Here is a 23974-nt window from a genome sequence, read left to right as displayed (position 1 = left end):
CGGGTGAGACTGACTAAACCGCCAGCGCGATCTCCGCAGGCGCCTCCTTGCTGCCGCGGATTTCCTGCATGCCCGACGCTTGCTTCCTGTCTTCGAGAATCATGTCGGCCGCTTTCTCGGCGATCATGATGGTCGGTGCATTCGTGTTGCCGGAGACCAACTCGGGCATGATCGAGGCGTCCACGACGCGTAGCGCCGCGAGACCGTGCACGCGCAGCCGGTCGTCGACCACCGCCATGCTGTCGTCACCCATCTTGCAGGTGCCTGCGGGGTGATAGATCGACTGGCTGAACTGGCGCGCGGCCTGAAGCAGTTCGTCGTCGCTCCGGTACTGCGCGCCGGGCACGAACTCGCTGATGATGTGGGGCGCGAGCGATGGGGCAGACGCAATGCGGCGCGCGACCTTGATGCCGTCGATCACCACGCGATGATCGCGTTCGTCCGACAGGTAGTTGGCATGAATCGAGGGGTATTGCAGTGGATCGTTGCCGCGAATTTCCACGCTGCCGCGACTGTACGGCCGCAACTGGCAGACGGACGACGTGAAGGCCGAGAAACGATGGGCGCCCTTGCCGGGTTTGTCGGCGGACAACGGCTGCATATGGAACTGGATGTCGGGGCGCGTGAGTTCGGGGCGTGAGCGCGTGAAGATCGTCACCTGACTGGCGGCGAGCGTGAGCGGGCCGGTGCGGAATAGTGCGTATTGCAGGCCGATGAGCGCCTTGCGCAGCGGGTTGTTCACCTCGTCGTTGAGGGTGCGCTCGCGAGTCTTGAAGACGAGCCGCACTTGCAGATGGTCTTGCAGGTTCTGGCCGACGCCGGGCAACGCATGACGCAACGCGACGCCCGCTTTTGCGAGCACCGTCGTCGGGCCGACGCCCGAGTTTTGCAGCAACTGCGGCGAGCCGATGGCGCCTGCCGCGAGAATGACTTCGACACGTGCGCGCGCCTTCTTGCGCTGGCCGTCTTGCAGATATTCGACGCCGACGGCGCGTTTGCCTTCGAACAGCACACGACATGTCTGGGCACGCGTCTCGACGATCAGATTGCGACGATGGCGCGCCGGCTTGAGAAAGCCCTTCGCCGTACTCCAGCGAAAGCCTCGAAATGCCGTCTGCTGGAAGTAGCCGACACCTTCCTGCGTCGCGCCGTTGTAGTCCTCGTTGAACGGGATGCCCGTATCCTTCGCGGCGGCGATGAAGTGCTCGGCGATGGGACGACGCAGTCGCAGATCCGACACCTTCAGCGGGCCGCCTGCACCGTGATACTCGCTCGCGCCGTGCTCCTGATCTTCGGACTTGCGGAAGTAGGGCAGCACGTCGGCATAGCGCCAGCCGCGATTGCCCAGTTCGGCCCAATGGTCGTAATCCTCGCGCTGACCGCGCACATACAGCAGACCGTTGAGCGAACTCGATCCACCGAGCACCTTGCCGCGCGGCCAGTCGATCTGACGGTCAGCCACGTTGGCATCGGCTTCCGTGCGATAGCACCAGTCCAGCTCGGGGTCGTGCATGGTCTTGAAATAGCCGACCGGGATGTGAATCCAGGGATTGCTATCGGGCCCGCCGGCTTCGAGCAACAGCACCCGGTTCGCGGGATCTGCGCTCAGACGATTGGCGAGCACGCAGCCTGCCGAGCCCGCACCGACGATCAGATAGTCGACCTCATGTTCCATACCGCCTGTCTCCTGCTTGACGTTTGCATCCCCATCGGATGAAACGATTCGTTTCGGTTTGTTTCGATCCAATGTCGGCGAGCGATGAACAAATGCCAAGCGAAAAAAAGCCGGAGACAGGAAACTGAAACGGATTTCGCGCTTGCTGTCTCAGAACGCGGCGATTGCTGCGGCGCATCTGCGGGGTTTTACTTAGTCGATGCCACGATGACGAACGATGCGCGCGCGACGTGGCCGAACGTGAATGCAGCGTCGCTCACGGGTAATCCCGGGGCTGATCGTTGGTAAAAAATTGGTATATTTTGTTTCTTTTATTTATCGAAATGCATTTCGAGCGGACGCGCTCAGGAGGCGTTTGATGCGGGAAACGCAGCAAGAAGCGAGACTGGAAGCGAAGCAGGAAGCCAAGCAGGACGCACAGCAAGCGACGCGCGACACCGGCACGCTGGACGATGCCGATCTGCGCGCGAGCGACGAGGCGCGCAATCTTCGCGCGCTGGCCGTCATCGAGCGTCTGGCGATGGCCGGGCAGCCCTACACGCTGTCGCAACTGGCGTCGCGTCTGTCGATTCCCAAGGCCACGCTCATGCGGCTGATCGAAGCGCTGGAAGTGTGCGGCTACGTCTCGCATGTTCCCGATTCGCGCGGCTCGGAGCGCGGTTTGTCGCTGGGCCCGCGTGCGGCGCGTCTCGCACTCGTCACGCTCGCGAACAACAACTTCACGCGCGCGGCGAGATCGTTACTGCGTGCGCTGGTGGATCGTGTGGGCGAGACCGTCAACCTCACCGCGCTCGACGGCGACGAAGTCCTCTACATCGAACGGGTGGAAACGAACGAACCGCTGCGCATGCAGATGCACCCGGGCATGCGCGTGCCGTTGCACTGCACGGCGAGCGGCAAGCTGTTTCTTTCGCAGATGCCAGTAGCAGAGCGTCGCGCCGTGCTCTCGCGACTGTCCCTCAAACGCATGACGCCGAGAACGATCACGGACGTCAGCCTGCTCGAAGCCGAACTGGACCGGCTCGCCGCGCGCGGAATCGGCATCGACAACGAGGAGTTCGTGCGCGGCATGGTCGCCGTTGGCGTGCCGGTGCGTGCGCCGGAAGACGGTCACGTGCGCGCGGTGCTCGCCGTGCATGGACCGACGGCGCGCGTGACGCTGGAGCAATTGATGGGATTGGTGCCGACGTTGCGCGAGACGGCGACGGCGCTCGCGCCGCTGCTCGACTGGCAGCGGGCAAGCAAGGCAGAGGCGTTGGCGAAAAAAGCGGAAGCGGAGAAAGTCGAAGACGGCGCTGATCGGGCGAAGGCGCTCTGACGTGCCAGCGCCGTCCGCGCGGTCCGTGTTTCAGAACGTCTTCGCCAGTTCCTTGGCCGCTTCCTGAAGACGCGGCACGAACTCCATCGCCCTGGAGAGCGACGTACGCGACACCGGCGCATGCACGGCCACTGCCGCGATGCAGGCCCCGTCTTCCTTGAGTACGGGCGCTGCCACGCATGCGATACCCAGCACGAACTCTTCGTTATCGACAGCAATGCCTTTGTGCGCAATGCGGTCGAGTTCGCTTTCCAGCAATTCGGGATCGGTCAGCGTGTTCGGCGTGAAGCGTTGCAACTTCATCGCACGCAACAGGGCGGCGCGCTGTTCGCGAGGCATCATCGCCAGCAGCAGCTTGCCGCTCGCGCTGCTGTGCGCCGGCACGTGCGAGCCCGGTTTCAGATCAAGACGCAGCGGCCACGGCGCTTCCATACGATCGAGGTAGAGCACCTCGGTTTCATGCAACATCGTGAGGTTGCAGGTCTCGCCGAGATCGGCCACGAGACGGCCGAGAATCGCATGACGCATGCGTCGCGCACCGGCCTGCATCATCACGCCGAGACTCAGTTGCGCCAGACGCGGGCCGATCACATAAGCATTCTTCTGACCCGGTTCGCGAATCACCAGTCCGCCGGCTTCGAGCGAGCCGAGCATGCGGTGCAGCGATGCCTTCGGCATCTGAATGTCGTGCGCCATGTCCGCGAGCGAGACGGGCGCGTCGGCAGCGACGAGATATTCGAGCAGCGCGAACGCCCGCAGGGTCGGCGTATCCGCCTTGTTGTCGGAGGGGGAGTCGTGCTGAATCGCTACGTCGTTCATATGCGCCGTTCCGGAAAATGGATCAGCGGTATTGTACCCAAACAGGTTCTCGACCGGCATTGGCAAGGTTCCGATGCGTTTCAGTTCTCCCGAATCTAGACGAGCCGTCGGGCATCGTCAATCTGTGTTTTAATTATTCGGAACAAATTGTTTCTAAAAATGGTTAACGCTATGATGCGACCATGATGCGCCGACAGCGCTTTGGAAATGGATGGGAGACACCGTGATGGACATCGCAACCCAGCAGCCGGATCGCAGCGTCGATGCGCGCACCGTATTCGGCATCGACACTGATCTTCAGGTGCCGGCATTCAGTGAGCGCGACGATCACGTGCCCGAGATCGACACGGCGTATCGCTTCAACCCCGATGTGACGCTCGCGATTCTGGCTGGCTTCATGAACAACCGCCGGGTGATGGTGCAGGGCATGCACGGCACGGGTAAATCGACGCACATCGAACAGGTTGCCGCGCGACTGAACTGGCCTTGCGTGCGCGTGAATCTCGACGGCCACATCAGCCGTCTCGATCTCGTCGGTAAAGACGCCATCGTCGTGCGCGACGGCCACCAGATCACCGAATTCCAGGAAGGCATCGTGCCGTGGGCGTTGCAACGTCCGGTGGCGCTGATCTTCGACGAATACGACGCGGGACGCCCCGACGTCATGTTCGTGATCCAGCGCATTCTCGAGCGTGACGGCAAGTTCACGCTGCTCGATCAGAATCGCGTGATTCATCCGCATCCGGCGTTTCGGATGTTCGCGACGACGAACACCGTCGGTCTGGGCAATCTCAACGGTCTGTATCACGGCACGCAAGTGCTCAACCACGCGCAGATCGACCGCTGGAACGTGGTGGCGACGCTCAATTACCTGTCGCGCGAAGACGAAGCGGGCATCGTGCTCGCGCGCGTGCCTGCGCTGGATAACGACGCCGGGCGCACGTTGATCGATTCGATGGTCAGCGTGGCCGAACTCACGCGCAAGGGCTTTGCGACCGGCGATCTGTCCACGCTCATGTCGCCGCGCACGGTCATCAACTGGGCGGAGAACGTCGGCATCTTCCGCGATGCCGGGCTGGCCTTCCGTCTCACGTTCCTGAACAAGTGCGACGAAGCGGAGCGCGCCGTGGTGGCCGAGTATTACCAGCGCGCGTTCGGCCATGAGTTGCCGACGAACGACGGCGGCCGCTCGCTGCTGGCCGATGCGTCATGACGATCTCGGAGCGCGAGGCAGCACGGCGCGCCGCGGCGGGCGAGGCGCTGTGCGCCGCCACCGTGCGTGCGCTGACCGGCGATGCCGCGCTGCACTACAGCGGCGCGCGCCTGTGCCGGAACATGCGGCCGCTACCGTTGCATGCGCCGCATTTGCAAACGCTGCCGCCGCCTGCCGATCCTTTGCATACCCTGCGTGGCGCCGCCGATGGCGCGGCCCTGCGGCTGCGTCACAGCGACGCCGCCTTGCATCGTCGTCGCCTGCCGGACGCGCCGCTGGAGCGTCTGCTCTTCGAGTTGCTGGAGCAACTGCGTTGCGAGACGTTCATCCCGCGGGGCATGCCGGGCGTCGCGGCAAACCTGCGAGAACGCTTCGAAGCGTGGTCGCGCGCGATGCACGCCACGGGCGTGGCCGACAGCCATGTGGGGCTGCTGCTGTACACCGTTGCGCAGATGAGCTGGTCGCGCCTGACCGGCTATCCCGTCGTGGAAGACACCGAGGGGCTGATCGAAGCCACCCGCATGGCGATCGCGCCACGCATTGGCAGCGCGCTCGCGGGCATGCGGCGCACGCGCACCGATCAGGCGGCGTTCGCCGCCTACGCGCTGGCATTGGCCGCCGACATCGCTGGCCTGATTCGCGCGGCCGGTGGTGAGTCCGAGGAAAGCGATCACAAGGACGACGAAGACGAGAAGGGCGTGCGCAACGCGTTCTCCCTGTTTCTGGACTTCGACGAACAGGAAGACGACGGCATCACGCTTGCGCATTCGGGCGACAGCCGCGTGCTCAAGGCGTCGGAGCAGGGCTATCGCGTGTTCACCCAGCGCTATGACCGTGAGCTTTACGCGGGCACGCTCGTGCGACGCGCCTTGCTGACCGAATTTCGCGAGCGTCTCGACGAACGCATCGTCGCGCAGGCGATCAACGTGCCGAGGCTCGCACGGGCGTTGCAGGCGGCGCTGGCCGTACCGCAGCGCGACGGCTGGTCGTTCGGCGAAGAGCAGGGACGTATCGACGGACGCCGTCTCGCACAACTCGTCAGCTCACCGGCCGAGCGACGGTTGTTCCGGCTGGAAAAGCACACGCTGATTGCCGAGTCGATGGTGAGCTTTCTTATCGATTGCTCCGGGTCGATGAAAGCGCAGATCGATGCCGTCGCCATGATCGTCGACGTGCTGTCGCGCGCGCTGGACGCCGCTGGCGTCACCAACGAGATCCTCGGATTCACGACCGGCGCCTGGAACGGCGGACGTGCGCGCACGGACTGGCTCGCACGCGGCAAGCCGCGTTTCCCCGGCCGCCTGAACGAGGTCTCGCATCTCATCTTCAAGGATGCCATCACCAGTTGGCGACGCGCCCGCACCGACATCGCCTCGCTGTTCAAGGCGGATCTGTTCCGCGAGGGTGTCGATGGCGAAGCCGTCGAGTGGGCGTGCGAGCGCCTGCGCACGCGCAGTGCCAACCGGCGTCTGCTGATTGTGATCTCCGACGGCAGCCCGATGGACGCCGCCACCCACCAGGTCAACGATGAACACTATCTAGACCATCACCTGCGCGACGTCGTGGCGCAGCAGCAATTGCGCGGCGACGTCGAAGTGATGGGGCTCGGTGTCGGCCTCGATCTGAGCCCGTACTACCGTCACTCGCTGGCGCTGGACCTCACGTCGCTGCCCGACATGACGATGCTGGCGAGGCTCGTCGACTGGATCGGCAGCGGTGGACGGCGCAGCGGCAGCTGACGCTGAGGCCAGCGCTAACGCCGTCGCATCACACCATCTCCAGCACGGCGTCGACCATTAGATGCGCCCCCAACAGGATCAGCGTAAGAAACGCGAGACGTCGTGTCGTCACGCCCGAGAGGGGCGGCGGATGGCGTCGTGCGAAGAGCGTCGCGAAGGTCACCACGGGCAGCGCGATGGCGGCCTGCCACCACATCGATGCGGGCAGTTGCCCGGCAAACGCGCTATAGGTCGTACGAATCGATGCCGTGACCGCGAAGAGGAGAATCAAGGCGCAGCGGATCTGCACCAGCGTGAGCGGCTGACGATAGAAGTAGAAGATCAGCGGCGGCCCGGAGATCCCGAACATCCCGCTGAGCAAGCCGCCGAAGATGCCGCTGAAGAAGAAGCCTGTATCGCCGGAGCGTTCGGTTTTCGGCGCAGGCCGCAGCGCGGAGCCGATGCCACCGTATAGCACCACGGCACCGAGCAGCAGATGCAGCACGTTCGACGCCGTGCCGTTCAGGTAATCGAACAGCAGCACGCCGACGATCACCGACGGAACGATGCCCAGCGTTGCCGCCCGGACTGCGCGCCAGTCGATGAGGTGAAGCGTGCCGGGCAGGGCGAGGGCGCTGTTGACGAGCGTAACCAGACTCACCAGGATCGCCACGCTGGCCACCGGCGCGAGCCCGAAGCCGCTCGCGCCGCCCAGCACGATCATGCCGAGCCCGAAGCCCGTCACGGTCTGGAAGTACGTCGCAAAGCCCAGCAGCAACATCAGCGGCAGCGACGCCTGAATCGTCTGCCACGTCATACCCGGAGGGCGAGCGGCGACGTCCCGGTCAGCTTGGCGCGCGCGGCCTGCGCTTGCACGCAGGTCACGCCGATGACGTAATAGATGTCGTCGGCACTGCATCCGCGCGACAAGTCGTTCGCGGGACGATTCAACCCTTGCAACAGCGGCCCGATGGCCTTCGCGCCGCCGATGCGTTCGGCCAGCTTGTAGCCGATGTTGCCGGCGTCGAGACTCGGGAAGATCAGCGTGTTGGCGTGGCCTTCGATCTGCGAATGCACGACCTTGCGCTGCGCGATCTCGGCCACGATGGCGGCGTCGAGCTGCACGTCGCCGTCGATGGCCAGCTGCGGGCGCGCTTCCTTCACGAGACGCGTCGCTTCCACGACCTTGTCGACCGCGGCATGTTTGGCGCTGCCGCTGGTCGAGAACGACAGCATGGCCACACGCGGCGGCTCCATGAGCAGCGCGGCGGCGCTGTCGGCGGCGGCCAGCGCGATTTGCGCGAGTTGCCCGGCGTCGGGGTCGACGACGAGCGCGCAGTCCGAGAAGATCAGCCCGCCCTTCATCGTATGGAACGGCTCGCAGAGCATCATCAGGAAGAAGCTCGACACGAGTTTGAACGACGGTTGCACGCCGATGATCTGGATCGCCATGCGCACCACGTCGGCCGTGGTGTTGACGGCGCCGGCGACGGAGCCGTCGGCATGACCGAGGCGCACCATCATGTTCGCGAAGCCCAGCGGCGTGCGCATTTCCTCGACGGCCTGTTCGCGGGTCATGCCCTTCTTCGAGCGAATGCCGTACCAGATGTGCGAGAACGCCTCGGTCATGTCGGACGTGGCGGGATCGATCAGCTCCATGCCGGCGAGATCGATGCGTGCGGCGTCGGCCGCGCGCTGTGTCTTGCCGATGTCGCCGACGAGCACGATGCGTGCGATACCCTCACGCGTGGCGCGTGCTGCGGCGCTCAGGACGCGTTCGTCGTCCGACTCGCACAACACGATGCGCATGGGGGCACGACGCGCGGTATCGATGATGCGGTTGATGGCTTTCATGATGTCTGAAAAATAAAAAAGCGCCCCCGGCACCCACAGAGCCGGGAGCGCAATCACACGAAAAAAGCCTATCGCGTCAGACGTAGTCCTTGTACTTGTCGAGCATGCGCACCGGCTTGGAGAGTGCGTCGCGGCGGAACGGATCGCCGAGTTCGCGGGTGCACATGATTTCGATGATGGTCGTCTTGCCGTGATTCATTTGCAGATCGATGGCCTTCTTGAGCGCCGGGCCGACGTCTTCCAGACGATCGACCACGATGCCTTCGGCGCCCATGGCACGGGCGATGTTGGCGAAGCTCGGACTATCCAGCTCACCGGCGACGAAACGACGGTTGTAGAAGTCCACCTGGTTCTTCTTCTCGGCGCCCCACTGACGGTTGTGGAAGACCACGGCCGTGACCGGAATGTTGTGACGCACGCACGTGAGCGTTTCCATCAGGCTCATGCCCCACGCGCCGTCGCCGGCATACGAGACGGCCGGACGGTGCGGTGCGGCAACCTTCGCGCCGATGATCGTCGGGAACGCGTAACCGCAGTTGCCCCAGCTCATGGCGGCGAAGAAGCTGCGCGGCTTGTTAAAGCGCAGGTAGCTGTTGGCGACGGAGTTGATGTTGCCGATGTCGGTCGAGACCATGACGTCTTCCGGCATCGCCTTTTCCAGCTCGCGTAGGACCTGACGCGGATGCAGGTACTCGCCGCCGTTGAACGTCTTCTCGCGCTTCTGCTCTTCGATCATGTCGAGGCTGTACGGATCGCGCTCGTGGGTCCACTCGTCGAGTTCCTTCTCCCACGCGGCCTTCTCGGTGGCGATCTGATCGGCGCGGGCAGCACGCGTGGCGTCGCACGCGAGCGTGCGCTCGGCCAGACGCTGCGACAGCGCCACGGCGGCGGCCTTCGCGTCGCCGCAGATGCCGACCGAGATCTTCTTCACGAGGCCGAGCATCTTGTGATCGGCGTCGATCTGGATGATCTTGGCGTTTTTCGGCCAGTAGTCGAGACCGTGTTGCGGCAGCGTGCCGAACGGTCCGAGGCGCGAGCCGAGTGCCACGACCACGTCGGCCTGTGCCAGCAGCTTCATCGCGGCCTTCGAGCCCTGATAGCCGAGCGGGCCGCACCACAGCGGATGGTTGGCCGGGAACGAGTCGTTGTGCAGGTAGCTGTTGACGACCGGTGCGCCAAGGCGCTCGGCAAGTGCCTTGCACTCCTCGACGGCATCGGCCATGACCACGCCGCCGCCCGAGATGATGACCGGGAACTTGGCCTGAGCGAGCAGTTCGGCGGCTTCGTTCAGACGCTCTTCACCGCCGGCGCCACGGTCCAGACGTTGCGGACGCGGAATCTCAGCCTTGATCTGGCCGTAGAAGTAATCACGCGGAATGTTGAGTTGCGTCGGGCCCATTTCGGCCATCGCGCGGTCGAAGCAACGGCCGGTGAATTCGGCCATACGGGCCGGGTGCGTCACGTGCCCCTGGTACTTCGTGAATTCCTGGAACATCGGGAGTTGCTTGGCTTCCTGGAAGCCGCCCAGACCGATGCCCATCGTGCCGGCTTCCGGCGTAACGATCACGACCGGGCTGTGGGCCCAGTAAGCGGCAGCGATTGCCGTCACGCAGTTGCTGATGCCCGGGCCGTTCTGACCGATCACGACGCCGTGACGGCCCGACACGCGAGCGTAACCGTCGGCCATGTGGCCCGCGCCCTGCTCGTGCACCACCGGGATCAGACGGATGCCGGCCGGCGCGAAGATGTCCATCGCGTCCATGAAGGCCGAGCCCATGATGCCGAACATCTCGCTCACGCCGTTGGCGACCATCGTTTCGACGAACGCTTCCGAGGGCGTCATCGTTTGCGGACCGGCATCGGACGCCGTCATTTGCTGGGTGGCCGTAGCCGGGTCTTTGGCATTCATGGGGTGTCTCCAGTGAAAAATAAACGGAACAAATAATTCCGATTTAGTTGCTTGTATTGAAATCTATGGGATTAAATCGCCGTGGTCAATTGGTATTTTTATTATTTGGTACGTTTTGTATTGAAAAATACAAACGATGACCGTCGGATGCGCCGTCACACGCCGTGCGGCGGATGCCCAGAAAAAATGCCCCGGCAGGCGGGGCGGGAAATCCGGACATTCCACGGGGCGTGATCAGAACGCCGGGCGGTCCTTGCGGAACGCGTTCTTCACTTCGATCTTGCCGTCGCGCAGGGTGAAGACATCGACCATGCGCGCTTCGACGCGTGTGCCGTCCGCCTTCGTGCCGCGAAACGTCGATTCCGAAACGCCCCGGTCGCCGGTCACGAAATGGCTGCCTTCCGTCCAGGACGCGTCGGGAAAGTTTTCCCATGCGGACTGGAACGCGGCGCGCACGGCTTCGCGTCCTTCGAAGGTGCGCCCGAGCATGTCGGGACCGGCGACGGCGTGGAACACGCAGGTATCCGTCATGCAGTCCATGAGGGCGTCGATGTCGTGGCGGTTCCAGGCGTCGTTGAAGGTCGTGAGCAACCGGATAGCGGCGGAGTCGTTCTGAGTCGTCATTGCAAATTCCAGAGAATCGGAGGAGGAGGCGAGATCAACGCGCTTCGTCTTGCGCGTGGTATCGCTGATAGAGAAAGCGTTGGCCGATGCGGCGGAATGGCGCGAAGCCCTGCCATTGCACCGTGCCGAACACGTTCGGGTATTGCAGCGCGGAGTCGTAGATCGGCAGATTCCACGACGGGTCGCGCTGGCCGGCGATGCGCTGTGCGAGGCGGCGTCCGGCGTGGGCCGAGAACGACACACCGTTGCCGCCATACCCCACGGCGTAAAAGAGGCTCTGACGCGGATCGGGTTGCGTGACGCGCGGCATCATGTCGTGACTCACATCGACCCAGCCCCACCACGAGTAGTCGATGCGAATGCCCTTGAGCGCCGGAAACTTCCGATGCAGGCCTTCGACCAGCACCGCCATATGTTTCGGATTCTGCGCATCGGCGCCGGTGATCGAGCTGCGGCTGCCGATCTGCAAACGGTTGTCGGGCAACAGACGGTAGTAGTAGCGCAGCGTGCGGGTGTCGGTAATGACTTCGTGCGTGCGGAAGTTCGTAGCGGCGATCTCTTCCGGCGTGAGCACACGCGTGACGAGCGAGTTCGAGAGGATCGGCATGATCTTCGAGCGCAGTGCCTTCGTCACGTCGTTACGTGTGTAGCCGCCGGTGGCGAACGCGACCGCTTTGGCGCGCACTACCCCGCGCGGCGTGCGCACGTGATGCACGCCGTTGATCGTCTCGACACCCAGTACCGGTGTCGACGGATGCACCCGGGCGCCGAGCGCCCGCGCCATGCGCAGATAGCCGAAGGCGAGTTTGAGCGGGTGCACACCGATACCGTCGGGTTCGTGCAGCGCGCCGCAATTCTCCTGATCGTTGACGTATTCCTCGCTGACCTCTTCGCGCGAGAGGATGCGCGTGTCGTAGCCGAACACGTCGTGCATGACCTTCGCCTCGTTGCGCAGGAAGTCCATCTTTCGGTCGCGGTGCGCGATGTAGAGATGGCCGCCAGGTTGCGGATCGCACTCCGGCACTTCGGCAATGAGCGACTTGAACGTGTTGAAGCCTTCGCGAATCTCGGCGTCCAGACGCAGTGCGGTCTCCTTGCCCCAGCGGTCGATCCATTGGGAGCGATAGAGACGCCCGCTTGCGTTCTGGCCCTGACCGCCGTTGCGGCTGGTACAGCCCCAGCAGGTCTGGTTGGCTTCGAGCACGGTGGCGCGAATGCCGTGTTCGCGGGCCAGGAAGAGGGCGGTGGACAGGCCGGTGAAGCCCGCGCCGACGATGACGACGTCGACATCGGCGTCGCCCGCCAGCGGGCCATCGTCTTCCGGCGGCTCACCGGCGGTCGCGACCCAGTAAGTCGGCGCGTAGTCCATGCCCAGCCCGGGACCGGACGAGACTAGCGGATCGTAAAGCGGATCGTACGGCGCTGCGGCGTGACGATCCAGCGCGAAGGATTCAATCGTACCCACGTCAGGCTCCTGAGGAAATGAGCCAATACTGCCAAGAACAATTTCGCGGGATTAGTACCACCGGCGACTTGTGATGGTGCCAGCGCAAAGCGGCACGGCTGCGGGGGCTGCGGCATCGACGACGGCGGGGCTGGCACTACATTTGCACAGGGCGTGGCGCCAGAGAAACGGGGCTGAGGTCGTCACATTCTGAAAGCCCTGACGAACGAGTGCGGCGCAGACTGCGCGAGTCGAAAACTTTCGGAGCGTCATCATGCAAGTACACGGATGCACAGCGCTTTGGTCGGCTTCACAGGCCAGCGGGCGCGCGGAGACCGCGGCAAACGGCAGCAATGCTGTCGACACCTTCGAGGCGTTCGCGCGGTATCTCGACAGTACCGCCCCTTGGGACCGGAAGGTCATCGATGCACATCGACAGCGCTGTCTGGCGTCTGGCGGAAGCGAGGTACTCGATGCGTGTTTTGTCGGCGGACGTGACGACAAGGCGCTGCTTCAGGCGCTCTTTCGCCTGCGCGTGGCCTCACACCCGAATGCGGTGGATTATCTGGCGGCAACGGGGGAGTGCGGGACGATCGGTGACGATGCCTTGTTGGCGTTGCGCGCGCTGAGAGCGGAGTCCCGCGCCGCCTTGCTCCACAAAATTGAACTGACACCGCATGGCTTGATGGTGTTGCCTGTGCCGGGCTCGGCAGCTCGAATCCTCCTGCATCCAGAATGCCTTTCCGAAAAGGACGGTGCGTTCACCGCAGAGGAAGCCTGTACGCTGCTGTTGAGCAAAGGGCATGCTGTGGGGCCAGAGCCCGAGACGTGTCTCAAGCGGATGCTCTGTGTACGTCTTGCGAAGCAGCCACGCCGTCCGGACCCGCTCGCACTTCGCACCTGGTGTTCGACGCTGCTTAAGGCGCACGAGCCGTTCTTCGAACGGGCCGAAGTGACGCGTCAGGATATGCAGGATTTCGAACTTGTCATGAGGTGGTTGGCAGACGTTGATCCACTTGAGGGCAGCGGGGCCTCCTGCCGACAAATTGCTGCACGGGCGCTGGCGCGCTCGACCGATCTCAACTGATTTATCCGAATTTGGCCTCGCGCGCAGTTGCCGCACGTGCGAGGCGTTCTCTGACATCGCCTTCTGGCACCACACTTTTCTGGCATGTGGCTCTAAACGGCGCGAATTTTGGCTGGGGATACTGACCCGGTCGAAAGGTTCGCGTCGCCATCCGGTGCGTGAGTCTGTCATGCGCAACGGAGATTGGACATGCTCAGATTGTTGATTGGCCTTGGGTTGCCGTATCTCGGCGTGGTGGGACTGCTGCCGTGGGCGGCGTCCGTCGAGCGCTATGTGCTGGGCGTGCCCTTCATCTACGGCTGGATCTTCCTGTGGTTCGTGCTGACGTCCGTCTGCCTGTGGCTGTGCTGGACGCTCTTCGATAAGCACACCGCCGAAGCGTCGGCGTGATCTCTCTTTTCCATTCCCGATGATTCTCACGGCGTGACGCGCGCTCGCGTTACGCCTTCGATGGCGCACGCCGGTCGCTGCCGCGACTGACGCCGCCACGTTCCGCATTTCCGGAGACTGTGTCGATGGCAACCCTCATCTTTGCCGGCTTCATCCTGTTGTCGGTCTATCTTGCGCTGCGAGCGCGTGGCGGACGCGGCCCGCAGAGCGTGCACGACTTCTTCGTGGCGTCGCGTCAGTTCGGCGCATGGCTGGTGTTCTTCCTGGCTGCCGGAGAGATCTACAGCATCGGCACGATGGTCGGCTTTCCCGGCGGTATCTACGCGAAAGGACCGACCTACGGTGTCTGGTTCCTCGGCTACATCCTGCTGGCCTACCCGGTCGGGTATTTCCTCGGCCCGAAAATCTGGGATGCCGGCAAGCGCTACAACGCCATCACATTGCCCGATCTGTTCAAGGGACACTTCGAGAGCCGCTTCCTCGAACTCGTCGTTGCGGTGACGGCCATCGTGTTCCTGCTGCCGTGGGGGCAGTTGCAGTTCACCGGACTCGTGGCGGCACTCAAGGGGCTGGGGTGGAATTTCCAGCCGCTCTGGCTGATCTGCTTTTCCGCGATGCTGGCGTTCGTCTACATTGCGATTGCCGGGGTGCGTGCGTCTGCCTACATCGCCGTGCTCAAAGACGTGCTGATGGTGGCGGCCATCGTCATTACCGGTGTCGCGGTGGCGTGGGAATCCGGTGTGACACCCGTATTTCAGGCGGCGAGCCAACACGTGAGCAACGCGATGACCACGCAGCAGCTCACGTTCGCGATGACGACCATCGTGTTCCAGTCGCTCGGCATGTACGTGATGCCGTTCGGCGTGCAGAACTTCTTCACGGCGAAGAGCGCGGCCACGATTCGTCGCACGCAGATCGCCATGCCGCTCTACATGCTGATGTATCCGTTCCTCGTGCTCGCGTCGTACTACGCGATCAGCCAGAATATTCAACTGGCCTCGCCGAACGAAGCGTTCTTCGCAGCGGTGACGCAGTTGCTGCCGTCGTGGCTTGTCGGCCTCGTGGCGGCCGGCGCCGCACTCTCCGGCCTGCTCGTGCTCGCCGGTATCTGCCTCGCACTCGGCCCCATCGTCACGCGCAACATCCTGTCGGGCATGCCGGAGCATCGGCAGAAGGCCAGCTCGAAGGTCGTGATCGTGCTGTACCTGCTGGGCTCCATCGTCTTGACGCTGCTCACCCCGAATCTCATGCTCACGCTGATCAACATGGCGTATTACGGTGTGACGCAGTTCCTGCCGGGGGTGATCGCCGTGGTGTTCCGTCTACGCGTGCGCGCGACGGCCATCGCCGCCGGCGTACTTGCCGGACAAGGGCTGGCGCTCGTGCTCTACTACAAGAATCCGGACCTCGGCGGCATCAACCTCGGGTTGATCTGCCTGGTGGTCAACGTCGTGGTGATCGCCGTGTTCAACCTGCTCCTTGGCAGCCGTCCATCCCGCACGATGGACACCGGCGTCGGCGCGCTTTCCTCCTACAAGAAGTCACAATGACAGACAGAGACAACACCGCCCTGCGTGGCGACGACATTCGCGTGTATGTCGCCCGCAAGATCCTGACCATGAATCCCGCGCAACCGGTCGCGACGCACGTTGCCGTGTGCGATGGCCGTATCCTCGCTGTCGGTGGTATCGAAGACGTGCGCCGCTGGACCGACGCGACGCCCATCGAGACGCTGCGCGACAAAGTGCTGATGCCCGGCCTTGTGGAAGGCCACTGCCATCTGATGGAAGGCGCGATGTGGGACGCTGTCTATGTCGGCTACTACGACCGGCGTGGCCCCGACGGGCATCTGTGGGAAGGGTTGAAGACGCCGTCGGACGTGCTCGCACGCCTGCGTGAGGCCGAGCAGCGGATGACCGACGCGCACAAGCCTTTGCTTGCATGGGGCTACGATCCGATCTTCTTCAAGGATGCCCCGCTCGTCGCGCGTGATATCGACGCCGTCTCGATGACACGCCCCATCGCGATCCTGCATGCGAGCGTGCATCTGATGAACGTCAATACGCCGATGCTGGAACTCGCCGGGATCCATGGCGACACGGACGTCGAAGGCATCGTGATGGGCGCCGACGGCGAGCCCACGGGTGAGTTGCAAGAGTTCGCGGCCATGTTTCCGGTGTATCGCGTGATCGGCGAGGGACTGTCGATTGCCGCGAGCGAGAGTCCGCGCGCAATCTGGAACTTCGGACGTGTCGCGCAGCTTGCCGGCGTGACGACGGCTACCGACCTCGTCAACGACCTGACACCGTCCGGCAACGCGAACCTGCATGAAGCGACGGCCGATCCGAGTTATCCGATTCGCATCGTCCCGGCGTTCGCGCCGCAGCGGTGTCCGGAAGGTGGCCCGCAGCGCGTGTTGAGCGCGCGCGAGGGCAATACCGATAAGTTGCACTACGGGCCCATCAAGTTCATCGTCGACGGCTCGATTCAAGGATTCACCGCACGATTGCGCTGGCCGGGGTATCACAACGGCAAGCCCAACGGGCTCTGGCTGATTGCGCCGTCGCAGCTGGTCGAGACGTTTCTGCCGTTCCATGCGGCGGGTCTGCAACTTCACATCCATACCAATGGCGACGAAGCCACCGATGTGGTGCTCGACGCGATCGAGGCGCTGCTGGAAAAGCACCCGCGCACGGATCACCGCCACACGCTGCAGCATTGCCAGATGGCCGACGTCGCACAGCTCACACGCGCGCAGCGGCTCGGCATGTGCGTGAATTTCTTCGCGAATCACGTCTACTACTGGGGCGACGCGCACTACGAGCAGACGATGGGCCCGGATCGCGCCAACCGGATGGATGCCGCCGAGATCGCGCGTCAGATCGGTTTGCCGTTCGCGCTGCATTCGGATGCGCCCATCACGCAGCTCAATCCGCTTTTCACTGCGTGGTGCGCGGTGAAGCGGGAGACGTCGTCGGGACGCGTGCTGGGCGAGTCGTTGTGCCTGCCGGTCGACGACGCCTTGCGCGCCATCACGCTCGGTGCGGCTTTCTCGCTGGGGATGGATCATCTGATCGGCAGCATCGAGGTGGGCAAGTATGCCGACTTCGCCGTGCTGGAGGACGATCCGTATGAGGTCCCCGTCGACGCACTTCGTCAGATGCTCGTGTGGGGCACGGTGCTGGGCGGCGAGATATTCCGCGCTCCGGCATGACGCCCACGCCCATGTCCAGCCCGATGTCCGCCGATAAGTCCGACCGAGCGCCTGTGCCGATGATCGTGCTGGGCGGCTATCTCGGGGCGGGCAAGACGACCATCGTCAATGCGCTGCTTCGTAACGCGGATGGCTTGCGAATCACGGTGCTGGTGAACGACTTCGGATCGATCAACGTCGACGCCTCGCTCATCCGCGAGCGAGGCGACGACGTGATCGGTCTCGAGAACGGTTGCGTGTGCTGCACCATCGGCGGCCGCCTCGTCGAGACGCTGATCGCCATCGGCGAGCGCGAGGTGCGTCCCGACCTGTTAGTGATCGAGGCCAGCGGTGTGTCGGATCCCATGCGTATCGCGCAGGTGGGGCTGCTCGACAAGGCGTTCCGCTTGCATGGCATCGTGGTGGCGGTCGATGCGCAAGGTATCGGGCAGACGCTGGCCGATCGTTATGTCGGCGACATCGCGCACAAGCAGCTCATGGCGGCAAGCACGCTGGTGATGACGAAGACGGATCTCGTCGCGCCCGACACGCTGCAATCGCTGCGCGAGCGGCTAGCCGAACTCGGTGCAACGCAGGTGGTTGTGACGGCGGACAACGGCGTTGTGCCGCCCGCCATTCTGTTTCCGGATGAGGCGCTGCCATTGCCGGGTTGGCTGGGCGGGCGTCCGATGCGCATTTCCGGACATGCGTTGCCCGTAGGCTTGCGAAGCTTTGTCTGGCGAGTCAATGGTGTGTCGGATCGTCATCGTCTGAAAGCGGCATTGACGATGTACCCGGGAAAACTCCTGCGGGCGAAGGGGTGCGTGAACCTTGCTTCGGGCGGTGCGAGCGAGGTTCACGTGGTCGGTACGCGGGTGGCGATCTCAAAGCGGCCCAACCTGACATTGCACGAATCGTCGATGGTCTTCATCGGCGTGCTGTCGGACGACGACGTTGCGCGCCTTGACGATGCATTGCGGGCCACGCTGACCGAGCTATCGCCCAGCGAGGCGTAGACGAATTCAGAAAGGATCGGGCGACAGGTCGTTCTAGTCTGGAACGATTCCATTCCAGGTGTCGACGATCATGCCTCCCATCTCTTCAGTCAGCGGCTGTAACTTCCCGATTGCCAACTATCCCGACGCGACGTTGAGTGAACGGCGCCTGAATGCACGGGAACGGTTCGACGCGGACATGAGATCCGGGGAACCGGTGCAGGAAGACGTCTATCGGCGTTTCATGCACGACTTCGTTTACATGGGGCCGATGGACATCGCCATCGACGTGTTCAAGAACGACGATGCAAAAATGGAGGCGCTGCGCGCGGCTGCGCTGGGGCACATCGCTTCCTATCCTGAGGGGCGTCAATTTCTGGCGCCTCGGGATTGCCGACTTCCCCTTTCAGCGCTGGATCCGTCGCAACACCTGTTGAGACGAATCGCACCGGAAACCCGGCGGAAAATGCTCACGACCGCCGAGGTCGACGCGCAAGGGAAAATCATCCTGACGATTCCCGGCAGTCGAATACGTTTCCCTTTGACCGAGGCTTGCTTCACGGGCAAACAGGCGCAACTCACGACAGCGGAATGTCTGGCGCTGCTGCTTGCGAAGGATGAGAAAAAGCAGACGCTGTTAGCGCGTGCCGCGAGCCTCGATCCGGTGTCCCATGATCCCGCCCCGTACTTCCAGGTGTGGTGGCATCTGCTCGACGCCGTGGTGGAGGAGCCAGCGTTCAGCCGTAAAGCGAAAAACGTGGATTATCAGCGCGTGGCAACCCTGTTCCAACGAGCAGGAAAGTGCGATATGAAAGCCCATCAGCGAATGCAGGTTCTGCGCGGTAGTGGCTATGCGCTGTGTCGAGCCGAATTGTGGAGTGAGTCGGCACGGGAGTTCGCAGGTTTGGCAGGCTTCTACGAGACGTACCGCCTTGAGAACATGACGAGGCTGCCTCCCGACGAAAGGCGGGTGCTTGAGTTTCAGACGTCCTCGGCCTATCTTCGGTCGGCCGAGCTTTTCATCCGGGGCAAGGACACCGATTCGGCATTGAGCAGTGTTGAAATGGCGTGGCGTGGCTTCGAGCGTCTGCTGCGAGCCCAAGAGCATCGATTCGTGATGGATCTCGGCGATCGATTCCACAAATGCTATCTGAACATCGACAAAGGGGCCGAGGCGCAAGTCTTTGCTGCCAAGGTGTTGGCGTCTGCGCGTGAGATCGGGTTGCCCGACACGATTGCCGAATGGGAGAGCAAGGCAGCCGTGCATGAAACGCACGTGGCCGACACTGCGCCGGATGGGAAGAAGGCGCAATAGGGCACGGCGATTCGTGATAGTTGAGCATCCGGGGAGGGGCGCAGACTGCTCACATCAGGTTCTCAACGAGGCAACGCTCATGCCAAACACAGTCACGCAGGCAAATGTCAACTTCCCGCTCCTGAACTATCCGAATTCCAATCTTAGCGACGCACGATGCCAGATATTGGGCGAGCTCAATGCCCACATTTCGGCGGGGCGATGTCCGTCCGATGCAGTGTTCAGCGAGTTCCTGGGGAACTTCGTTTACCTCGGTCCGTTAGACGCTACAAAGAACGCCTTGTGCGGCGGTATCAAGGCACGGTTACTGTCGTGTGCAGGCCTTTGTCATATCGGGTCGTCTGGCCCGGGTAGGGACTACTTGCAGAGAGACGGAAAACTTGAATTCGCGGGGCGGGACGCCTTGGTTCTGCTCAATGAGCTTCCGTTGGACATACGGCAAACCATGCTGGATAACGCCCGACTCGGGGACCGTTATCAAATCGTTCTCCAGTTTCCCGATATCGAGCTCAACATCCCGATGGGTAGCGAGTGTTTCGGCGATGGACAGGGGGCACTGACGATGGCGGAAGCGAGAGCGCTTCTGCTCGGCCGCGATATGCGTGAGGTGTCGCTGCTGGTTCAGTTTGCGCAAAAGATGACGCAGACCGATGTGGCGTGTTTCGACATTCACATCTTGCATGCGTGGCTGAGTGCCATTGATCGCTGCGTGGATGGTAAGGCAGCGGGCAGCTTCAGCAACGAGAGGGAAGACCTGCTTGCGCTGGGTGTCGCATTGCAGACCTTTGCGAACAAGTTGGCAGGGGGCACACCCAGAGACGACGTGCTACTCAAGCGCATTCTGTACCAGCGACGAGGGGCGTTCTCCAAAGCCGGCCATCCCGGCGAGTGCGGTTTGGCCCACAACGATATCGCGATGCTCTTGCTGCATTCTGGCGACAGAGATCTGGCCAAAAGGGAGTTCACGAGCGCGGGTCACGAGTTCGACAAGGCGATGAGCTACTTTCTGGCATCAAACATGATTTCAGACGCGAAGGATTTTCGCGACCACGCAGTGAGAGCATTTCAGAGCGCTGAGAACAACGATCTGGCTAATTCGGTCGACGTGAGATTTCACAAGTCCGTCGATGCGCAGACGCCCGACGAAACGATGCCGTTCGAATCTGCATCGAATATCGGCACGGAATGGGAGCGGATGATGCGGGGCATCGTTCCCTTGGAGCTGCGATTGGAAGGCGATAAGTTTTCGCCCTACGACGACCGCGTCAAATCGTCCACGCCGAGGCTTTCAATGGACGCGATTTCTGACGACTTCCTCGACGAGCTTTTCGAGAACGGCGACGCCCTGCCGACATGACGGTAGGGCGGTGAACGCATAGACGAATGGCCACAGGGTGCGCGGCGATAGCCAGACGTTTGCGCTCGCTGACCAGACGCACACTCACTTCAACGACGATTTGACGAGGCAACGCTCATGCCAACCACTCCAACCACTCAACCTTCTTCGAGCACGAACTTTCAGGTGCAGGGTTATCCGGATCAGATGCTCAGCGAACGTCGCTTGAGCGAGTTGAGTGACTTCAATCGCTTGATGAATTTGGGCGGCAAGATCCCGGATAGCACGATCTCCGGCTTTCTCGCGCGCTTCCCGTCCATGGGCGTACTGGATACCGTGTTCAACACGTTGTCCGGCGCCGAAAAGGCGCGCATTCTCGCAGGCGCTGCGCATTGCCATGTCGCATCGTTTGGCCCGGGCCGGGACTATCTCGAGCGCCACAGTCCGCATCGCCCGGTCAATGACGACGCCGCGAATCAACTGGCCGAGCTGACGTCCTCCGTCAGAGATAACGTGATGGCCACTGCCGGGATCGGGGAGGATGGTCTGATCGTCTTCACCTTCCCGGATGTTCCGTTGCACTTTCCGTTGACGATGTCGTCGCTCGGGACTGGCGACAAGGCCTTGGTCCGCCATGAGGCCAGACAATTGCTGCTGAAGCCGGATGGCAACGAATCTTCGCTCCTGGCCGCCCTGGTGACGCGGATGGCGAACCCACAACCCCGGGATTTCGATGCGGAGGTCTGCGAGGTCTGGATTGCGCTCATTGAGCGTGGTCTTTCGGATGATGAGCTAGACGCGTTCAGCGACGATCACATCGAGATCCACGCGCTGGGAAGTGCCTTGATGGCGTTGGCGCGCCGGCTTGAGGAGGTCCCGGATGCGGACACCTCACGCTTGCTATGGATGCTGACGACGGGCGCAGATGCATTTGCGAAGTCCCAAGACACCAGGTCGCAGGGTGTCGCTTTGATGAGAGTCGCGGATTTCCACAAAGACCGTGGTGAGGGGGACAAGGCTACGGCGGCAAACACATTCGCCGCGAGCGTGCTCGCGAAAACGGCGCTCCAACTACGAGAGGATGGGAGAGTCGAAGACGCCAATCATTGCGCCAGACTTTCGAAAGAGGCAAGAATTCTGGCGGGAACGCTGGATTTCGAAGCCGATCAACATTCGCCGATGTTAGATGTGAACTTCGGACACGACGACGTCTACTCACTCCCGCAACCGAGTGATTTCGTCAGTCAGCGTCGTTTTGATGAGGAGTGGGAATCGTTAAACGAGTCAACGCAGGCGCAATCGTCGAGTCGGTTAGACGAGTCTCAGCGCGTAAGCAGCGATGACGGCGGAAGCGAGGGAGGGGTCTCCGATGGCGATGGCGAATCTGAGGTTGAGGAGACAGATCTCGGTTTCACGAGTTGATTCTCACGGTGGACGACAGCATTGCGCGTCGCCCACCGCAACCTGGATCAGAGATCGAACTCCGGATCCGGAGAGCGCAGCTTGCGCCATATCGACCGCACGGTGAAGGCAATCAACAGGACCGTCAGACTCGCGATACCGAGCGCCAGGGGCGTGCGCTGATCGGGAATGAAGGCCATGGCGCCGACGATGGACAACATGCCGACGATGGCGACCCAGGTCAGGTAGGGGTACCCCCACATTCTTATCTTGAGCTTGCCCGGCGCCTCGCGTTCCAGACGCTTGCGCAGCTTGAGTTGCGAGAAGGCGATCAGCACGTAGACGAAGATCGCCACGGTCCCGTACGAGTTCACGAGAAAGGCAAACACCGTATCCGGTGAGACGTACGACATGACCACGGCCGCGTAGCCAAACAGCGTGCCGACGAGAATCGCACGAACCGGCACGCCCCGCGCGTTGAGCTTTGCCAGCGAGCGCGGTGCATCGCCCCGGCGCGTGAGCGCAAACAGCATTCGCGACGACGCATACAACCCGGAGTTCAGCGCGGAGAGTACGGCGGTGAGCACTACGGCGTTCATGATGTGCGCGGCCGCCGGGATGTGCATCGCTTCGAGCGCACTGACATACGGCGTCGCCATACCGGTGGAGTTCCAGGGCACGAGCATCACCACCAGCAAGATCGAACCGATGTAGAAGAACAGCACGCGTCCGATCACGGAGTTCGTGGCGCGCGCCACCGCCTGCTGCGGTTCGGCGGCTTCGGCGGCGGCGATCGTCACGATCTCCGCCCCGAAGTAGAACCCTGTCGCCGCGACGGCGCCAGCCATCACCGGCCCGATGCCGTTCGGCATGAAGCCGCCGTGCGAGAGCAGATGTCCGGTGCTCGCCACCGCGCCCGGCCACATGCCGAACACGAACAACGCGCCAAGGAACAGGAAGACGACGATGGCCGCGACTTTGATCGACGCGAACCAGAACTCGAATTCGCCGTACGACGCCACCGACACCAGATTGGTCAGCGTGAGCACCACGAGCAGCACGAGGCTGATGGTCCACGCGGGAATGTCCGGCAACCAGAACTGAATCAGATTGGCCCCGGCCACCGCTTCGACCGCGACCACGATCACCCAGAAATACCAGTACATCCAGCCCGTCAGAAAGCCGGCCAGTTCGCCGCCCACGGGCTTGTCGTTCCACGCGAGTCTCGCGTACTCGTAGAACGAGCCGACGGCGGGCAGCGCGCACGCCATCTCGCCGAGCATGCGCATGACCAGCACCACCAGCGCGCCGGTGATCAGGAACGACAGCACGGCAGCCGGACCGGCGGCATGCACCACCACGCCGCTGCCGACGAAGAGTCCTGCGCCGATCACGCCGCCCAGCGCGATCATGCTCATATGACGTTGTTTGAGGCTCGATTGCAGATGCGTTCCGGTGTCACGATTGGCCATGGCGACCTCCCGTGAGCGGCGCGACGATACGGGGAAAGACTGCTAGGACTGCAACGAGGGGGGAACTGCCGATGAATGTCTCAACTGCCACACAACCTCCTGAATGCCTTGTTCGACGGCAGGTGCGGCGAATCGGGGGCGCCGCCCTGCGTCTTTCTTGTGATGACCAACGTGACCGCTTACGTTTTGTTGCCGTCTGACGCCTGTCTGA

19 protein-coding genes are annotated in these 23974 nt (G+C 62.7%); 11 read left to right on the top strand and 8 right to left on the bottom strand.

Translation table 11 applies throughout. The annotated features are described in order from the left end of the window. Nucleotides 1-13: 13 nt before the first annotated feature. Nucleotides 14-1675 (bottom strand): GMC family oxidoreductase, encoded by a 1662-nt coding sequence (locus A9762_RS00815; protein ID WP_069340141.1) that lies wholly within the window; start codon nt 1673-1675, stop codon nt 14-16. Nucleotides 1676-2033: 358 nt separating this feature from the next. Between A9762_RS00815 and A9762_RS00810 the strand changes: the two genes are divergently transcribed. After that, complete coding sequence (locus A9762_RS00810) at nt 2034-2993, top strand: IclR family transcriptional regulator (protein ID WP_256388771.1); 960 nt, start codon at nt 2034-2036, stop codon at nt 2991-2993. Nucleotides 2994-3023: 30 nt separating this feature from the next. On the opposite strand, the gene A9762_RS00805 is transcribed toward A9762_RS00810, so the two are convergent. Beyond that, the gene (locus A9762_RS00805) at nt 3024-3812 is read right to left on the bottom strand and encodes an IclR family transcriptional regulator (protein ID WP_069340140.1); all 789 of its coding nucleotides are present in this window, start codon (nt 3810-3812) and stop codon (nt 3024-3026) included. 226 nt (nt 3813-4038) lie between these two features. Here A9762_RS00805 and A9762_RS00800 point away from each other — a divergent pair, with 226 nt between their 5' ends. Beyond that, on the top strand, nt 4039-5025 hold the full coding sequence (locus A9762_RS00800) for an AAA family ATPase (protein WP_170836154.1): 987 nt from the start codon (nt 4039-4041) through the stop codon (nt 5023-5025). Then, nucleotides 5022-6764, top strand: a complete 1743-nt coding sequence (locus A9762_RS00795) for a cobalt chelatase (protein ID WP_069340138.1) — start codon at nt 5022-5024, stop codon at nt 6762-6764. The genes A9762_RS00800 and A9762_RS00795 overlap by 4 nt, the downstream gene beginning before the upstream one ends. Nucleotides 6765-6792: 28 nt before the next feature. On the opposite strand, the gene A9762_RS00790 is transcribed toward A9762_RS00795, so the two are convergent. The 5 genes from A9762_RS00790 to A9762_RS00770 all read right to left on the bottom strand — a co-directional run bounded on the left by A9762_RS00790 (nt 6793) and on the right by A9762_RS00770 (nt 12595). After that, nucleotides 6793-7560 (bottom strand): sulfite exporter TauE/SafE family protein, encoded by a 768-nt coding sequence (locus A9762_RS00790; RefSeq protein ID WP_069340137.1) that lies wholly within the window; start codon nt 7558-7560, stop codon nt 6793-6795. Beyond that, on the bottom strand, nt 7557-8597 hold the full coding sequence (pta, locus tag A9762_RS00785; RefSeq protein WP_069340436.1) for a phosphate acetyltransferase: 1041 nt from the start codon (nt 8595-8597) through the stop codon (nt 7557-7559). Before pta ends, A9762_RS00790 begins: the two co-directional genes overlap by 4 nt. A gap of 76 nt (nt 8598-8673) precedes the next feature. Continuing rightward, nucleotides 8674-10506 carry a sulfoacetaldehyde acetyltransferase gene (gene xsc, locus A9762_RS00780; RefSeq protein ID WP_371442383.1) on the bottom strand — a complete coding sequence of 611 codons (1833 nt, stop codon included), beginning with the start codon at nt 10504-10506 and terminating at the stop codon, nt 8674-8676. Between the two features lie 234 nt (nt 10507-10740). Next, nucleotides 10741-11130, bottom strand: a complete 390-nt coding sequence (locus A9762_RS00775) for a nuclear transport factor 2 family protein (protein WP_069340136.1) — start codon at nt 11128-11130, stop codon at nt 10741-10743. A 34-nt stretch (nt 11131-11164) separates the two neighbouring features. Beyond that, nucleotides 11165-12595 carry an FAD-binding oxidoreductase gene (locus A9762_RS00770; RefSeq protein WP_069340135.1) on the bottom strand — a complete coding sequence of 477 codons (1431 nt, stop codon included), beginning with the start codon at nt 12593-12595 and terminating at the stop codon, nt 11165-11167. A gap of 253 nt (nt 12596-12848) precedes the next feature. Between A9762_RS00770 and A9762_RS00765 the strand changes: the two genes are divergently transcribed. The 8 genes from A9762_RS00765 to A9762_RS00730 all read left to right on the top strand — a co-directional run bounded on the left by A9762_RS00765 (nt 12849) and on the right by A9762_RS00730 (nt 22312). Beyond that, nucleotides 12849-13661, top strand: coding sequence for a hypothetical protein (locus A9762_RS00765; protein ID WP_069340134.1), 813 nt, complete (start codon nt 12849-12851; stop codon nt 13659-13661). Nucleotides 13662-13850: 189 nt separating this feature from the next. After that, a complete protein-coding gene (locus A9762_RS00760) occupies nt 13851-14051 on the top strand; it encodes a DUF3311 domain-containing protein (protein WP_069340133.1) in 201 nt (66 codons plus the stop codon). A gap of 125 nt (nt 14052-14176) precedes the next feature. Then, nucleotides 14177-15601, top strand: coding sequence for a sodium:solute symporter (locus A9762_RS00755; RefSeq protein WP_069340132.1), 1425 nt, complete (start codon nt 14177-14179; stop codon nt 15599-15601). Then, nucleotides 15598-17265: an amidohydrolase gene (locus tag A9762_RS00750; RefSeq protein ID WP_069340131.1), complete on the top strand. Its 1668-nt coding sequence runs from the start codon at nt 15598-15600 to the stop codon at nt 17263-17265. Before A9762_RS00755 ends, A9762_RS00750 begins: the two co-directional genes overlap by 4 nt. After that, entirely contained in the window at nt 17262-18260 is a 999-nt protein-coding gene (locus A9762_RS00745; RefSeq protein WP_240493395.1) for a GTP-binding protein, read from the top strand. Before A9762_RS00750 ends, A9762_RS00745 begins: the two co-directional genes overlap by 4 nt. 70 nt (nt 18261-18330) lie before the next feature. After that, nucleotides 18331-19554: a hypothetical protein gene (locus tag A9762_RS00740; RefSeq protein WP_069340130.1), complete on the top strand. Its 1224-nt coding sequence runs from the start codon at nt 18331-18333 to the stop codon at nt 19552-19554. A 445-nt stretch (nt 19555-19999) separates the two neighbouring features. Further along, complete coding sequence (locus A9762_RS00735) at nt 20000-20911, top strand: hypothetical protein (protein ID WP_139133011.1); 912 nt, start codon at nt 20000-20002, stop codon at nt 20909-20911. Between the two features lie 117 nt (nt 20912-21028). Then, nucleotides 21029-22312, top strand: coding sequence for a hypothetical protein (locus tag A9762_RS00730; RefSeq protein WP_139133010.1), 1284 nt, complete (start codon nt 21029-21031; stop codon nt 22310-22312). Between the two features lie 47 nt (nt 22313-22359). Here the strand turns inward: A9762_RS00730 and A9762_RS00725 are convergent, their stop codons facing one another. After that, a complete protein-coding gene (locus tag A9762_RS00725) occupies nt 22360-23763 on the bottom strand; it encodes an amino acid permease (protein ID WP_069340127.1) in 1404 nt (467 codons plus the stop codon). Nucleotides 23764-23974 lie beyond the last annotated feature (211 nt).

The organism is Pandoraea sp. ISTKB (genome assembly GCF_001721285.1).
In the GTDB taxonomy this organism is placed as follows: domain Bacteria; phylum Pseudomonadota; class Gammaproteobacteria; order Burkholderiales; family Burkholderiaceae; genus Pandoraea; species Pandoraea capi.
The sequence above is the reverse complement of the archived record's forward strand: the minus strand, read 5'-3'. Positions and strand labels throughout refer to the sequence as shown.

Bases quoted from the DNA above. Each gene is read 5' to 3' on its own strand.
- A9762_RS00755 (WP_069340132.1), top strand. From the start codon at position 14,177: ATGGCAACCCTCATCTTTGCCGGCTTCATCCTGTTGTCGGTCTATCTT.
- A9762_RS00765 (WP_069340134.1), top strand. From the start codon at position 12,849: ATGCAAGTACACGGATGCACAGCGCTTTGGTCGGCTTCACAGGCCAGC.
- A9762_RS00800 (WP_170836154.1), top strand. From the start codon at position 4,039: ATGGACATCGCAACCCAGCAGCCGGATCGCAGCGTCGATGCGCGCACC.
- A9762_RS00745 (WP_240493395.1), top strand. From the start codon at position 17,262: ATGACGCCCACGCCCATGTCCAGCCCGATGTCCGCCGATAAGTCCGAC.
- A9762_RS00730 (WP_139133010.1), top strand. From the start codon at position 21,029: ATGCCAACCACTCCAACCACTCAACCTTCTTCGAGCACGAACTTTCAG.
- A9762_RS00760 (WP_069340133.1), top strand. From the start codon at position 13,851: ATGCTCAGATTGTTGATTGGCCTTGGGTTGCCGTATCTCGGCGTGGTG.
- A9762_RS00740 (WP_069340130.1), top strand. From the start codon at position 18,331: ATGCCTCCCATCTCTTCAGTCAGCGGCTGTAACTTCCCGATTGCCAAC.
- A9762_RS00735 (WP_139133011.1), top strand. From the start codon at position 20,000: ATGCTGGATAACGCCCGACTCGGGGACCGTTATCAAATCGTTCTCCAG.
- A9762_RS00815 (WP_069340141.1), bottom strand. From the start codon at position 1,675: ATGGAACATGAGGTCGACTATCTGATCGTCGGTGCGGGCTCGGCAGGC.
- A9762_RS00805 (WP_069340140.1), bottom strand. From the start codon at position 3,812: ATGAACGACGTAGCGATTCAGCACGACTCCCCCTCCGACAACAAGGCG.
- A9762_RS00775 (WP_069340136.1), bottom strand. From the start codon at position 11,130: ATGACGACTCAGAACGACTCCGCCGCTATCCGGTTGCTCACGACCTTC.
- xsc (WP_371442383.1), bottom strand. From the start codon at position 10,506: ATGAATGCCAAAGACCCGGCTACGGCCACCCAGCAAATGACGGCGTCC.
- pta (WP_069340436.1), bottom strand. From the start codon at position 8,597: ATGAAAGCCATCAACCGCATCATCGATACCGCGCGTCGTGCCCCCATG.
- A9762_RS00750 (WP_069340131.1), top strand. From the start codon at position 15,598: ATGACAGACAGAGACAACACCGCCCTGCGTGGCGACGACATTCGCGTG.
- A9762_RS00790 (WP_069340137.1), bottom strand. From the start codon at position 7,560: ATGACGTGGCAGACGATTCAGGCGTCGCTGCCGCTGATGTTGCTGCTG.
- A9762_RS00795 (WP_069340138.1), top strand. From the start codon at position 5,022: ATGACGATCTCGGAGCGCGAGGCAGCACGGCGCGCCGCGGCGGGCGAG.
- A9762_RS00725 (WP_069340127.1), bottom strand. From the start codon at position 23,763: ATGGCCAATCGTGACACCGGAACGCATCTGCAATCGAGCCTCAAACAA.
- A9762_RS00810 (WP_256388771.1), top strand. From the start codon at position 2,034: ATGCGGGAAACGCAGCAAGAAGCGAGACTGGAAGCGAAGCAGGAAGCC.